Consider the following 13,636-nt stretch of genomic DNA (forward strand, 5'->3'; position numbering starts at 1 on the left):
TTGAGCGCTCTGACATACGCCTCCCACCGAGTCCATTTATGCCCTGTATGAAGCTCAAACGTACTTATTCGTTTTCTGTTCTCCCTTCTAACAACCCGGGACCGGCGCGAAAGACGCATGAAACTTCAAGCGGCCCGCTTTGCGGCAGGCGATATTCCGCATGCACGGGGAGCCCCCAACTATTGTCGCCGCCTACGCCCATCTGCCAACCGTCCACGTTCACGGTAATGAAGTCGCGTTCCGGCAACTGATCATCGTGCGTGGCGGCCGCAAGATCCGCCATGGAATAGGGCCAGGCGCTGACGCCCAGATTCCGACCATCGGCCTTGATGTTCACACCGGTTCCCTCGCCATCGGAAAACTCGATCCAGCGCACATCCGACCGGTTGGCATTGGCCTGTGGCCGGACGTAATGCGTAATCCATCCGTCGACCGTGTCGCGATGCATGCCGACAGCGGCTCCGGTTTTGCGATCCCAATAATTTTCCTGCGGGCCGCGGCCATACCAGCTCACACGGCTTAATTTTTCAGGCAGCGTAAACTGAAGGCCCATGCGCGGCAGTTCGGGCACCCCGTCGGAGCGGTTCAGAACCAGCCCCACCCGGAGGCTGCCGTCGTTGCGCAACACATAACTCATTTCAGCCGTTGTTTTGCCAACGGGAACCTGCAGTCGGGCAACCAGACCATCCCCAGCAGAATCGAGCGACTGAAGCCGGGTGCGGCCGCCGGCATCTTTCCATGCCCCCATTTTTTTCGGTAGCTTCCAGCCTTTGTCGTTATCGGTCGGCACCCGCCAGAAATTCGGATGCAGCGGCGCAACCAGATATTCCTCGCCGGCAACCTTCAAGGATTTCAGCCAGCCGGTTCTGCCGTCCACGACGGCACAGGTGCCGCCGGCCTCGGCCACCCAGTCGTCGCCGACCGGATGAAAGCTCACACCCGCCGGCGCAGCCGCGGGGGTATCCGCCAGCGGCGTGGGAAGGGGAATTTGATCCCAAGCGACAATGTGGCCGGCTTCGGCCCATGCGGTTGCCGAGGGCAATCTGAACTGGAGGGTCAGAAAATATTCCGAACCGGGGCGCAAGTCCGGTTGCTGCCAGGGAATTTGCACAAGGGCTTCCGCGCCCGGGGCGATGTCCAGTGGCGGCAATGTTCCCTTTTGAATAACATTGCCGTTTTCCTCCAGCACCCAGACCGCGTCGAACGCATCGAGCTTTGTCGCGGCATAGCCATTGTAGATGCGGAGTTTCCCCTGGCTTGCGTCCTCGGCCTTGAACTTGACGTATTGATAAACTTTTTTAACCTCCCAATAATGCGGATGCGGCTTCCGCCCGGCGCCAATAACACCGTTGATACAGAAATTCGAATTATTAGGGATGTCGCCGAAGTCGCCGCCGTAGATAAAGCCCCCGGACGGATCGTTGCGGTCGCGATAGAGCGCCTGATCCACCCAGTCCCAGATGAAGCCGCCGATGAGCATGGGATGGGCGTCGATCACATCCCAGTAATCCTGAAGATTGCCGACACTGTTGCCCATCGCGTGGGCGTATTCATTCATCAAAAACGGCTTGCCGGAAGGATACGCCCCGTGTTGATCCTCATTGGAACTTTCACCATGTTCCCCTTTTCGCGTGGCTTTGTCGACGACGTGCCGCCGCAACCATTCGGTCGTCGGGTACGTCTGACTGTCCATGTCCGCCGCGAGGTTCATATCCGCATAATGAATCGGCCGGTGTTGCGGGTCGGCGCACAGCGTGGCCTCGCGCATCGAGAGAAACACATCGCCGTAGCCGGCCTCGTTGCCCAACGACCAGATCATCACGCAGGGATTGTTCCGGTTATGGATGACCATGCGCCGCATCCTATCCACGCAGGCCGGGCGCCAGATATCCGAATCGGCGGGCAGGACTTTTTTATGGTAGCTCAAGCCGTGGCTTTCCAGATTGGCTTCATCCATCACAATCAGGCCCATCCGGTTGCACAGGTCATACCAGCGCGGGTCGTTGGGATAATGCGCGGTACGCACAGCATTGATGTTGGCCTGCTTCATCAGGCGGACATCCTGCTCCATGCATTCGACCGCCACGGCATAGCCGCCAGCCGGATCGAATTCATGGCGGTTGACGCCTTTGAGCTTGATGGAACGTCCGTTGACCCAAAACTGCTGATCCCGAATCTCCACCGTACGGAACCCGACATCCATCCGCCGGGTTTCGATCACCCGGCCATCCTGAAGCAGTTCCACCAGCGCGCTGTAAAGATCGGGCGTTTCGAACGTCCACAGCCGGGGATGCTGCACGGTTACCTTGCGGGTGGTCTGTTCATCAGAAAATCCGGAAGGAACCGGCGGAACCGGCTCGTCCAGCAAGGGTTTGCCGCCGACCAGATGGCCATCGGGATCGAGAAGACTCAGCCGGACCCGCAAATCGTGTCCCGGCTTGTCCCCCGCGTTGCGGAGCGTGTAGCTCATAGCCACGCCCGCTTTCGTCAGCGTAGCGTCCAGATCCGGATGCACATAGAAATCCCAGACCGAAACATCGGGTGCGGTGTAAACGAACACATCGCGGAAGATTCCGCTCATCCGCCACATATCCTGATCTTCCAGATAGGAGCCGTCGCACCGACGATACACCTCCACGGCCAGCCGGTTCGCACCGTTATGAAGATGGTCTGTAATATCAAACTCCGCCGGAAGCCGGGCGCCCTGGCTATAGCCTGCTTTCCGACCGTTAACCCAAACATTCATCGCCGAACTGACGCCGGCGAAGTGCAGCAGCACCCGCTGACCGCGCCAGTCCTTTGGAACTTCAAATTCACGGAGGTAGGAGCCGACCGGGTTGCGATGCAGGAACGACGTATAATTTGTCGGTGGCGGGTCCATCACGAATGGAGGATTCGGTTGGAAGGGATACGTATAATTGCTGTAGATCGGCACGCCGTAGCCTTGCAGCTGCCAGCAGGACGGCACCGGAATGGTCTTCCACGCCACCGAATCAAACTGAGGTTTAAAAAAATCCTCGGGTCGGCTATCCGGATCGGGCGACCAATGGAAGCGCCAAAGTCCGTTGAGCGAGCGCACCCACGGCGAATGGTCGTAGTCGCTCTTCCAGCCCGAATCCGCATCCGGGCATGGCCAGGCGGGATTGCGCGGAGGCAGTTTATTCGCACCGAATACCAGCGGGGTTTCCCAGTCTGGATGAAGGGATTCCTGACCGGTCGGGGCAGCCATCAAGCCGGCCTCGCAAACAAGGCGGCTGGTCTGAGCCCAAGCATCCGGTACCATCATCCACGCCGCCACGGTCAAGAGACCAAGGGCGTGCTTGAAGCTTAAGCGATGAAGCTGCCGCCGGCACTCGTGATGAGTTTTCATGGGTGCTTTCATTATTATTCCTCAGCGCGCCTCGTAAAAGTTCTTTACCACCCACCACGCTTTTTTCCGCTGGCCTTTGTCGGAAACCAGTCCTTTGCGGTTCCAGCCCTCCTGATTGCGCTGATGGCAGCGGTAAGGCGAGCGGAAATCAAACAACACCCAGGGAGAGGTGCCGCGCAGGTTGGGAATGTTTTCGAACATGACGTAGTTCTTGCGATAAATTTCTTCCTGATACTCCTCGCTCCAGCTATGAGCCACGTCCTTGGAGCCATGCTGGCCGTAGAGCGCCTCACCCCCGAATTCCGTCATGATCAGGGGCTTGTCAACGGCCACATCCCACATGATCTTTTCCGGTTCCACAGGAAACGGCATATACCAGCCCATGTATTTGTTCACGCCGACGACATCGACGGCCTCGGCGAGACGGTCTTCGAGGGTAAAGGTGGAGACGTCCTTGTGGTACGTCATGTTGTCAAAGGCTGCTCCGACGAGGCGGGTTCCGTCTAACCGGCGAGTCATATCGACCAAACCGGTTAGCACCTTGTCGCGGTATTCGGATGGGTCGGTTTCATTGGCAATGCTCCAAATAATGATGCCTGCGCGGTTTTTATCGCGGTAGATCATTTCGCGAAGCATCGTTTCCGCTTTTTTGAGAATAACGGGGTTGGAGAATTCGATGCCCTGCCACAGCGGGATTTCCTCCCAAATCATGAGGCCCATCTTTTCCGCCACGCGCACGATGTGTTCGTTCTGCGGATAGTGAGCGGTGCGAATAAAGTTGCAGCCTAGTGCCTTAACCTCGCTGAGGATCATGGCGGCGTCGGCATCGGAGTAGGCGCGGCCCATGCGCTGAGGAATCTCCTCGTGGAAGTTGATGCCCTTTAGGAAAACCGGTTTGCCGTTGAGAAGGATGTCGCTCCCCTTGACTTCTATGCTGCGGAAGCCGATTTCATCAGAAACGGCATCGCTGCCGACGGTAAAAGCGACCTGATACATCCTGGGTGCCGCCGGCTCCCAAAGTTGAGGTTTAGCGGCGATTTCAAACGACGCGCGGCCTTTCGCATCGGTGGTGAGCTGTTGCTTGATGTTTAGTTCCGGAACCGAAAGCTCCACCGGTTGCGGAGAGGATGCACCTTCGAGCTGGACGTATCCGGCGATAACATCCTCAAACCCTTTCTTGAGCTGGACTTTGTAATCGTGCACATGCACCCGGGGCCGATCCACAAAGAAAACATCCCGCAGGATTCCCCCATAGTTCCACCAGTCAAACTGCATGGCCGGTATGCCATCCACTCTGCGGTTGTTGTTCACCAGGATCACCAGGTCGTTCTCGCCATCAACAAGCTGGTCGGAAACATCGAACTGGAAAGGCGTAAAGCCGCCCTCATGGCGGCCCACCTTCTTGCCATTCAGCCAGACGGCGGCCTCGTAGCTCACTCCCGCGAAGTAGAGATACTGGCGTCGGCTCGTATCTTTCTTTGCCATAAAGGTGCGCTGATACCAGACGTTTCCCTCGTAGTATTTCAACTCAGGGAGTTGCGAGTTGAAATCGCCGGGCACGTCAAGACGGAGTCCGCCGTCGAACGAATACTCCACGAACTCCGTATTTTTCTGCGGCTTGCGGTTCTGAAAGAATTTTTTCGCCTCTCCCCGGCCGTACTGGTCGATGATCGCGTTCCACCTGCCGTTCAGGAGTACGGCATCCTTGCAGCCATAGGGATTCATCATAAATGATTGGGCCGCGAGATTCAGGGTTAGACATACGAACGCTACAATCAGAAAACAGGTTTTAAAGGATTTGAAAAAAGGCATGGATCTCCTCTGCATGTTGTTAACTTAACTTCTCCCGCGACACGAATTCTGGAATGAGCGCCCTGGTGTTTAAAACCACAACAATCAATCAAAACAGGCACAATATTGCCATGCCACAAAAGGAACTATTACTTGCCCATTCGCGACATGGCTCGCTTTAAACTAAACCGCCACCTAAATATGAAGCAGGAGAATCCACCGCGCCGCCCAGTTCTATGTTGGCCGCAACCGATGTGACGCTTAAGGCCGCCGCATGAATACTCCTCCCCATCAACACCGCACGATATGTTTATCCTTTATGCCTCCATCCAAACAGGCGCCGATACCGTAGAACCCGCCATTTTTTTGGGTCTTCCATCCTTTTCCACATCGCAGTTGTGCAACACGCGCACAAGATAGAACTTTGCATCCGCGTCTTTGATTTCAGGCCGCCAGGTTACTTCGTCTTGATCCCCAGCCAACGTGATTTCAGCAGCGATCTCACAGTCATCCTTCCCTTGGGGATGATTTCTTAAAACCTGAATTTTGCTGACCCGCTCTTCCGGATGGGAAGCGCGCGTTTTGATTTGAACTTCAAAGGCATAGCGGTCGGTTTTGTTGATCGTGGACCCCATGATATATCCGTTGACGGCGTACCGCAGCTCCACTCCTCTTATCCATGAAACAAAGGTGCGCCGCTCGCTCAAGGCCCGCGTAATTGATTCCAAGGAGAGGTCGTGCGCCAAGACCTGTGTCGGCGGAAAGCCTTCAGGATCAGTGATGGCATAAATATTATGATTATCGTAAACCCCGATCGGAGCCACCTTCCACCCTTTATTGAGCGCTCGCATATACGCTTCCCACCGGGTCCATTTATACCCCGTATGAAGCTCAAACGTACTTATCGATTTGACGATTTCAGGATCGATGTGATCCCAATCATTGTATTGATTGGCCTGGGGATGATTGAACCCAACGACGACACATCCTTTGTTCCGGCGCGGTTTCGCCGTTTTTGCCCAGTTGTAGAATTGGGGAATACTCCAGCGGGCTTCAGGCCAGGCAGGAACAGGCCCGCGTTGCCCATGGTCGGCATTCACGTATTCGGTTGAATTCAATACATTGATGTGCCCCTTTCCTCCATTCGTTTGCACGTTTCTGCTGTACTCAAAACCGGGAATCGCGACGAAATCCTTCGTGGTATACTCATCGGCACTTGCCTGAAGGGTTTTCCAGACATGGTTGTCTTTAGAAACAGGCTGGTATGTCGGCTCCTGACTATGATCCGTCATTGCATAAAAATCATACCCGTTTTCTTTCGCCAGCCTGTAGTGGTTTGCAGGCAGCCCCTGCAGGTTGGTATATGCATCTGGATTCAGATTAATCGTGTTCCAATCTCTGTAATCGGTTCCGGCGGGAACCTTCCAATGAGACTTGAATTCGGTGGGTTCAGTCAGCTTGGACATGCACTTGGTGCGATGGGCGCCGTGCGTCCAGGTGAATATCGAGTGCGAATGCGTGTTTCCACGATAAACATTAAAATAGGACAACGGCTGCCGTTCATCGGACGCCGAAGGTTTAACGAACCTATTCATTATCTGTGCATTGGCAGCGGCCCCCGTACCTGCAAGCAGTACCAAAACCGATCGTCGATCTATTTTTGTGTGTGTTTTTGTCATAATGTGTTTCCTTACTCTATTTTAACCGTGCCCCATGGCAGAAGTAATCCGAGGACAGAAAGGTCTCGGATCAATTAATTAGAAATGCCCCGTCAAGGCGTTGCATACTTCGGCGGAGTTGACTCTTTCACCAGCCCATCAGGTCCACCAGGAACCCGCCCTGTGGACACATACTCAAACTCCCGCACAACGTTAAACTTTTCAGCCGGAATCCGCAAATCCTTCCCCTTTCTAGCCAAATAGGCATCACAGGCATATGCGGGCTTATTCAGCAAATCGCACAACTCGGTAACATGAAGAGGATTATCCCCCCACCCTGACTGATCATCAATCAGCCCGCCAACAGAGCCCTCCCCTTCAATAATCGCGGCTATAAACTGAGCATTATAAACTTCTGGAGCCCACTGCTCCGGATTCTCTGGATCATGCGGAAGCCCTTCATTAAAGGTCATATAGATGTTTGTATTCCACGAAACAGGTGCGTACGAAATTTCCCAGGGAAGATCTTTCAACACAATCCGCTTATCGGTGGAAGAGACGATCGTCAGCAATCCTTTGTCCTCCATCTGTTGCGCACACCATAACGCCCGCGTATTTTGGGCGCCTTTGACCCCAATGGCAAACTTATCGCCACCCCCTAGCGGATTAGCGCAGCTACCCTCCGCATACAAATAGCCCAGCAACCTGGCGCGAGTGCGGATATCTACCGTAGGCTTGCATTCTGCACTCTTGATATTCGCGGCCGCATCATGCATGACCAAACCAGCCAACACCGCGACGACAACCATTCCCAATAATCTTTTCATATTTTCGTCCTGTTTTTTCCAATAATTGATGTACCGAGCTATTTCGGTGCTTATTGAATGCGGAGCAATCGTGCTTCTCCAGCATCTAACCAACAGAATAGCGAAATTCAGCCTCCCGTATCTACTGGCTAAATGTACAGCTAACCGAAAAGTGTAAAACCGTATTTGTTCATTGCAGTTTACCCTCTGCTTTTCCAGTCGCATTCCGCCCGGCCCGCTTGAGCTGTTCGCTGGAATGGAAAAACTGACTGACATTTCCCAGATCCATCGGTTCATTTTCAGGAACCTCATAGTGCCTGCGAAGAGAGTCCAGTTCCTGGCGCATACGCACGGCCACATCAGCATATTCAGGATTGTCGATCTGGTTTTTCATCTCACTGGGATCGGTTTCCAGGTCATACAGTTCCCACTCACCAACCGCCCTGCACTGTGTGTTGCTCAAATCAGCACTACTCAAAATCACTCAAAATTACCGTCAAAAACCAATCCCACCCCAATAAAAGCCATCCCGAAACACGTGCTATTCAATCCGAGGCCTCAGTTTCATTCCTTCACTTCGTTTTCATACTTTTTTTGACAGAACCTTTGCCTGTGCCTTATTCAATGCCATACCCGAAAAAATCCTCCTTGCAGAACATCGGAAAATAGACCCCCACAAGACCCACAGCAACAAATATAACGACTGAATTGATAATCTTCTGCACGGATTTCTTGTTTAACCTCATCATTTATTGTTCGTTCAATTTCCTGCGAGCTTGCTTTTATTCAGACGCAGCTTCAGCTGAGCCTCGTAAAGCGACGACGGCTCGACCGCCGTCTGGTTTAAATCTTCCACATAAAGCCATTCGTCATTCCGGTCGGCGGAGCTCCCCTCGACCACGGCGGTGCCGGTTCTGGTGCAGACACCGACCAGAATCGATTTGGGAAAAAGCCGGTACGCGGGGACATCAAATGTGGTGGCCGCCCACGACTCGAATACTTCGCCCTTCGGCACATCGCACTCGCAGTTCCAGAACGTGTTGTATTGAGCTGCGTGAGGCAGATTAAACAGCGCTCCGCCACCGGAGATGGCCCCCTGCCCTGTAATATTTTCAAAGAGGTTGCACGCCGGCGGAGCAAAGCAAAATCCGTGACAATCAAATTCCGCCCTTTTTCGCCCGCCATGCCGAACGATCACATTTCTAAACACATTGCCATACGAATTCCCCTCAACGCCGGTTCCATGGGTCCGATATGAATTGAACTGGATCTCTTCGATCAGGTTGTCGCACGCATGGGAATAGCACTTGATCCCATAGTGCCCGCCGATTTTCAACGGGTCTTCCACCACCACATGGCGAACCGTGATATTGCGGCTGTCCTTCAAGGTAACCGGAACCGTAAAATTCTCGATGACCACATCCCGAATCCAGCCATGGGAAACCCGGACCATGTTGATGGCCTTCCAGCCATAATCCATCTCCGCACCCCCATGGTGCTTATATGGGCCGTCCCAACCACTGGAAATTTTGAGGTGCTCGATACCGATGTGATGCAGCATCGGCGCGGCGTATACTTCCGGCGCAAAGCGCATTTGGATATCGCGACGCAGCGGCTGCCGAAGAGCGAGTGTTTTTGAATCGGGCACCCCAGCCACTTCGACGAGCCACTGGTAACTGGCCGTCCGCAGCTTTCCGGCGGATCGAGCGGCGAGTTGTTTTTCATGGAACGATTCGATCGGCGCGAGCATTTCATGGATCAAGGCCCCCTCATCCGAGGTATTGCGCATCGACAGCAAAATGCAATCTCCCGCCTTGATGCCCGAGCTATCCGCCACCTGCAACGCCCGATCTCCTTTGCGGGCGCCTGCAACAACATCGGTCAACTTGGGTGCTTCGTAGACCCGGTCATCCTGCCCCACGCCCAACGCCCCTGCCGGCCAGGCTTCCTCCAGAGCCCTCAACGACGGTACGCCCCAGAACATTTCCGTACCCTGAAAACGGGTTCCGGTCTGGATCAGGGCCGGCGTCAACCAAGGTGCCGGTTCGTGCTGCGTCAGAGGTCGAACCAACCGGAACACTGTAGACGTTCCGGCACCCCGCAATACAAGGTGATCGTGGTTGATCTGCAGATAATGTTTCGCGTCGCCGGTGTTAAAGCAATATTCACCGGGCGGAAAATAGATCACGCCGCCACCGCGCTCCCCTGCCTGGTCGATGAGCCGCTGAACGACCTCGGTAAGATCCTCGCCGGTATCCGGCAGAACCCCATACTCAACCACATTCAGCACAACCGACGGTTCAGGAATCGGCTTTTCTCCATACGCATATCCGGCATATGAAAAATCGGGAAGAATCGAACGAACCGGATCTGCGACAAACGACTGATAGACGGCTGATTGCTGCCCCGAAACCGCGCCGGCGCCCCCCATGGCCATCAAGAAGATACAGGCCCCCATGCGGGAAACAAGTGTATCCCGAACAGCTCCAAACACTTTAAAAACAGGATTTAGCATGCGGCCTTTCCCCGATCGCGCCCGAAGACTTGCTGCGGGCAAACGAACGTTGTTGTCAAAAATTAATCATCACTTCTTTTTCAATGGATTATAGTTTGCTGGACAATCCGCATCCCAGGCTCTGTCCAGCTTCTTGCCGGAGAGTACCTTTGGCGCTTCTTGCTTGGGCAGCCATTCGGCCGCCAGCTTCTTTTTCATGGTTTCATATTCAGGGTTTCCCGCCAGATTGGTCCACTCCTGCGGATCTTTGCGGTGATCGTAGAGCTCTTCTGATCCGTCAAAATAGCGGGTATAGCGCCAGTTTTTTGTCCGCAACGTATAGTTGCCGCGCCCCCAAGTGGTCATAGCCGGTTTTTCCATGGGTTGATCAGGATCGTTAAGCCATGGAACCAGACTCATCCCATCCACATACTCTGGCGCTTTCAACCCAACCAGATCGCAGATCGTTCTATACACATTGATCAGCCCCACCGGCTCGGCACAGGAATGTCCGTGGCCTGCCCGGCCGCGCGGATCCCAGATAATAAACGGAACGCGGGTGGATTCTTCCCACAGCGTAAACTTTGTGTATGCACGTTTCTCCCCGAGATGAAAGCCGTGATCCGACCAAAGCATAATAATGGTATTTTCTGCATAAGGACTCCCTTCGAGGGCATTGATTACACGACCCACATTGTCATCGACAAAGGAGATGCTGGCTAAGTAGCCACGCCGAACCTCATTCCAACAGTCATGCTGATCTAAACGATCCGCATTCTTGGGATTTGACATTAACTGCCCCACGGGCGGGACATCCTCAATATCGTTTTCCTTGATGAGCGGCGGAGGGATCAGATCCGGGAATCGATCATAATTTTCCTCGGGCATGACAAACGGCACATGCGGCCTGATGAAGCCGACCCCTAGGAAGAACGGTTTCTCGTGCTCTTTCTCCAGAAAGTCGATGGCATGCGACGCCGTTCGATAATCCATGAAATCCTTGAGCGGATTGACACCGGGGCAAACCCGCACATGATGGTCCTTTTTATCTTTTGAATTGGCCATATGCCCTTTGCCCGGAGCGCCTTTAATGTTCAGATCCCCGAACATGGCATACTCATCCCAGCTCTCCTTTTCTTCATAGGTGTTATCCGAATTATGAAACACCTTGGAAACGCCGCAGGTGGTATAGCCATTTTCCTTCAGGAAGCGGGGCAGATTCGTATAGCGATCCAGAACCACACGATCCACATTCCGCAGATCATAGAAGGGATAGAGTCCGGACTTATGCGGTTCCACCCCGAGCAAAATCGCATTCCGGCTAGGCGAACAGCCCGGTGCAGTACAGTGGGCGTTGGTAAAATTAACGCCTTTAGCCGCAAGCTTGTCCATGAACGGAGTTTGAGCAAGCGGATGCCCCCCCAGAAAACCGCACCAATCATTCATATCATCGATGCACAACATTAAAATATTCGGCCGGTCAGGCTTGGCTGCATACAGCGAGGATGCAACTAAGACGACCCCTACAAGCAAAGATATTCTCTTCATGATTCGTTCCTCCTACAGCTTCCGCTGATCTTCCAATGTGTAGCGCTCGATCATTCCATGATATTTTTTTTGAATATCCCGATACATGCCGCGAATTTCGGCCTCGGTTCCATTAAAGGAACATTTGACGCAGGCCCAAATCCCATCGCGCTGAGTAAGCAACACATCTATATCGCGAGAAAAACAGACCGGGCATCGTTTGGTTATGCGGTGATGATCAGACATGTGGAAAACTCCGTTGAAGTGTTAGTATCATAAGTTAGTTCAAGAACAAAATAGGGTTCGAAAAGATTGCCTTCGCGGGCCAGGCCGGAAGAAGGCTTCGCTCCTTTGGCCGCGCTCATCATGACGCGTGCATTCACCTGCGGAACGACGGCGGCGACGCATTCCGGCGCATCGACCTCCAGCCGGCGGCGACGATATAGATAGTCCATCTCCTGCGTGCCTGTTGCATCCATCACCTGCAATTGAATCCCATGAAGGTCGATCGGATATTCTGTACAGCCCGGGGCCCCTTTGAAATATTCAGTGGCAAGAATTCCCTCCGTATCGCCAGAGAGAGAGCGCTTGATGGTGATTTTTCCACCCGGCTCGATTGTATAGGTTGTCTCAACCTCCACCGTGCTTCCATCGGGAAAAACGGCCTTGGCCGGCGTCAGCACCATTCGGCTTCCGGCACTGCTGCGTTCAACCGATGCCACCTTTGTTGGTGTAGAGCAGAGATCCACTTCCTCCCCGTTTTTAACCAGCTTGAGCGTCGTCCGTGATCCGTCAAAACTATGGTTCGGGTAGCCGGTGCGGTATTGCGACTGAATGAGGTAGGGATATGCGCCGTTTTCGCGGCTCGGGGTATCGGGGCCGGTCGCTTTTTCAACGCGGCCGATGTATGCACGCAGATCACCGATCGAGCCGCCCTGATTGGCATCGATCAATACGCGGAGATCGGTATCGATGTGCCAGAAATAGTGCTTGTGCGACTGATACAACATCTCTTTGGCCAGATAGACTTCAGGTTCCGCAAACGGACGGCTTTCTTTGTGCCAGCGGGCATATTCGGTCAGGGTTAAATCTTCGAGTTCGCCCTGCTCCTTCAGCTGTTTAAAGTAGGTCAACTGCTTAGTATAGAGCTCCCATGCCACCTCCGGGGGATATTCGCTGTTGTGATTCCAGGTCAGCCACTGCGTGCCGACAAAGGTGTTGTAATAGGTGTGCCCGTTGAAATCGGCCTGCATCCGGTATTGGTCAATCAAATTCAGATCGTAGGGACAGAACGATGCATCGTTCCCCATGCCGCGAATCACGTTCGGCGGATGGCTGGCCCAGAAATCGTTGCGCCCTTCGAAGGAAAGACTCATATCGCGCGCCAAATGCGGCACGGCCACCACGCCTGACCAATCCTCTGTTTCCGCTGCCGGGCGCAACGTGTGCCCTTTCGCCGGGAACCACGGCCCCCACGGCATCCCTTCGTTGAATAAATACCAAGAGTGGTTGCAGCCGTGAAAAACCCGCACTCCTTCTTCGAAGCAACCACCTACAATGCCTTCTACTTCCGGCGCGATTTCTTTGAGAATGCGCAACGCCGAGCTGTCGAAGTGATACGACGTCACCGCTGTCGGCATCCGCCCGAACACATCCTTAAACTTGCTCAAGGCCATCTCCATCAATTGCCGTTTCTGCTCTTCGTCAAACAGCCAAATGTGCTCCAGACCGCGCGAAATATCGTCCATGCCCGGCCCCTCCAACCGATTCAAGGCCAGCCCGATTTCATCGCCGAACGCTGCTTGGTACGCCAGGGCATCGGCCACAATATGATCCTGAAACAGGTCAAAATAGTGCAGAAAAACACTGGTTTTCATCCCCAGCGAATGAACCAGGTCCTGCTGCCGCTTGAAAATTTCGTAGCGGCCGGGGTCGGTTCGGTGGAATATATTCAGTTTCATCATAACAATACGTCTCGTTGGTTTATCGA

The 13,636-nt window shown here is 53.9% G+C and carries 9 protein-coding genes; all 9 read right to left on the reverse strand.

Annotated features, from left to right (window positions below; translation table 11 throughout):
* Nucleotides 1-64: 64 nt before the first annotated feature.
* Nucleotides 65-3,370: a glycoside hydrolase family 2 TIM barrel-domain containing protein gene (locus SCARR_RS05085; RefSeq protein ID WP_222846184.1), complete on the reverse strand. Its 3,306-nt coding sequence runs from the start codon at nt 3,368-3,370 to the stop codon at nt 65-67.
* Nucleotides 3,371-3,391: 21 nt separating this feature from the next.
* A complete protein-coding gene (locus tag SCARR_RS05090; protein WP_136060428.1) occupies nt 3,392-5,182 on the reverse strand; it encodes a glycoside hydrolase family 2 protein in 1,791 nt (596 codons plus the stop codon).
* Between the two features lie 296 nt (nt 5,183-5,478).
* Nucleotides 5,479-6,756 carry a CehA/McbA family metallohydrolase domain-containing protein gene (locus SCARR_RS05095; protein WP_136060429.1) on the reverse strand — a complete coding sequence of 426 codons (1,278 nt, stop codon included), beginning with the start codon at nt 6,754-6,756 and terminating at the stop codon, nt 5,479-5,481.
* A 176-nt stretch (nt 6,757-6,932) separates the two neighbouring features.
* Nucleotides 6,933-7,646: a hypothetical protein gene (locus SCARR_RS05100; RefSeq protein ID WP_136060430.1), complete on the reverse strand. Its 714-nt coding sequence runs from the start codon at nt 7,644-7,646 to the stop codon at nt 6,933-6,935.
* Nucleotides 7,647-7,815: 169 nt separating this feature from the next.
* Entirely contained in the window at nt 7,816-8,088 is a 273-nt protein-coding gene (locus SCARR_RS05105; RefSeq protein WP_168433011.1) for a sulfatase/phosphatase domain-containing protein, read from the reverse strand.
* A gap of 297 nt (nt 8,089-8,385) precedes the next feature.
* A complete protein-coding gene (locus SCARR_RS05110) occupies nt 8,386-10,140 on the reverse strand; it encodes a DUF4955 domain-containing protein (protein WP_136060432.1) in 1,755 nt (584 codons plus the stop codon).
* Between the two features lie 69 nt (nt 10,141-10,209).
* Complete coding sequence (locus SCARR_RS05115) at nt 10,210-11,667, reverse strand: sulfatase (protein ID WP_136060433.1); 1,458 nt, start codon at nt 11,665-11,667, stop codon at nt 10,210-10,212.
* 12 nt (nt 11,668-11,679) lie between these two features.
* Complete coding sequence (locus SCARR_RS05120) at nt 11,680-11,892, reverse strand: hypothetical protein (protein ID WP_136060434.1); 213 nt, start codon at nt 11,890-11,892, stop codon at nt 11,680-11,682.
* The gene (locus SCARR_RS05125; protein ID WP_136060435.1) at nt 11,871-13,610 is read right to left on the reverse strand and encodes a hypothetical protein; all 1,740 of its coding nucleotides are present in this window, start codon (nt 13,608-13,610) and stop codon (nt 11,871-11,873) included. Before SCARR_RS05125 ends, SCARR_RS05120 begins: the two co-directional genes overlap by 22 nt.
* Nucleotides 13,611-13,636 lie beyond the last annotated feature (26 nt).

The organism is Pontiella sulfatireligans, from assembly GCF_900890705.1.
In the GTDB taxonomy this organism is placed as follows: domain Bacteria; phylum Verrucomicrobiota; class Kiritimatiellia; order Kiritimatiellales; family Pontiellaceae; genus Pontiella; species Pontiella sulfatireligans.

Coding starts and splice junctions, on each gene's coding strand:
- SCARR_RS05095 (WP_136060429.1), bottom strand. CDS start 6,756: ATGAATAGGTTCGTTAAACCTTCGGCGTCCGATGAACGGCAGCCGTTG.
- SCARR_RS05100 (WP_136060430.1), bottom strand. CDS start 7,646: ATGAAAAGATTATTGGGAATGGTTGTCGTCGCGGTGTTGGCTGGTTTG.
- SCARR_RS05120 (WP_136060434.1), bottom strand. CDS start 11,892: ATGTCTGATCATCACCGCATAACCAAACGATGCCCGGTCTGTTTTTCT.
- SCARR_RS05085 (WP_222846184.1), bottom strand. CDS start 3,370: ATGAAAACTCATCACGAGTGCCGGCGGCAGCTTCATCGCTTAAGCTTC.
- SCARR_RS05115 (WP_136060433.1), bottom strand. CDS start 11,667: ATGAAGAGAATATCTTTGCTTGTAGGGGTCGTCTTAGTTGCATCCTCG.
- SCARR_RS05110 (WP_136060432.1), bottom strand. CDS start 10,140: ATGCTAAATCCTGTTTTTAAAGTGTTTGGAGCTGTTCGGGATACACTT.
- SCARR_RS05090 (WP_136060428.1), bottom strand. CDS start 5,182: ATGCCTTTTTTCAAATCCTTTAAAACCTGTTTTCTGATTGTAGCGTTC.
- SCARR_RS05125 (WP_136060435.1), bottom strand. CDS start 13,610: ATGATGAAACTGAATATATTCCACCGAACCGACCCCGGCCGCTACGAA.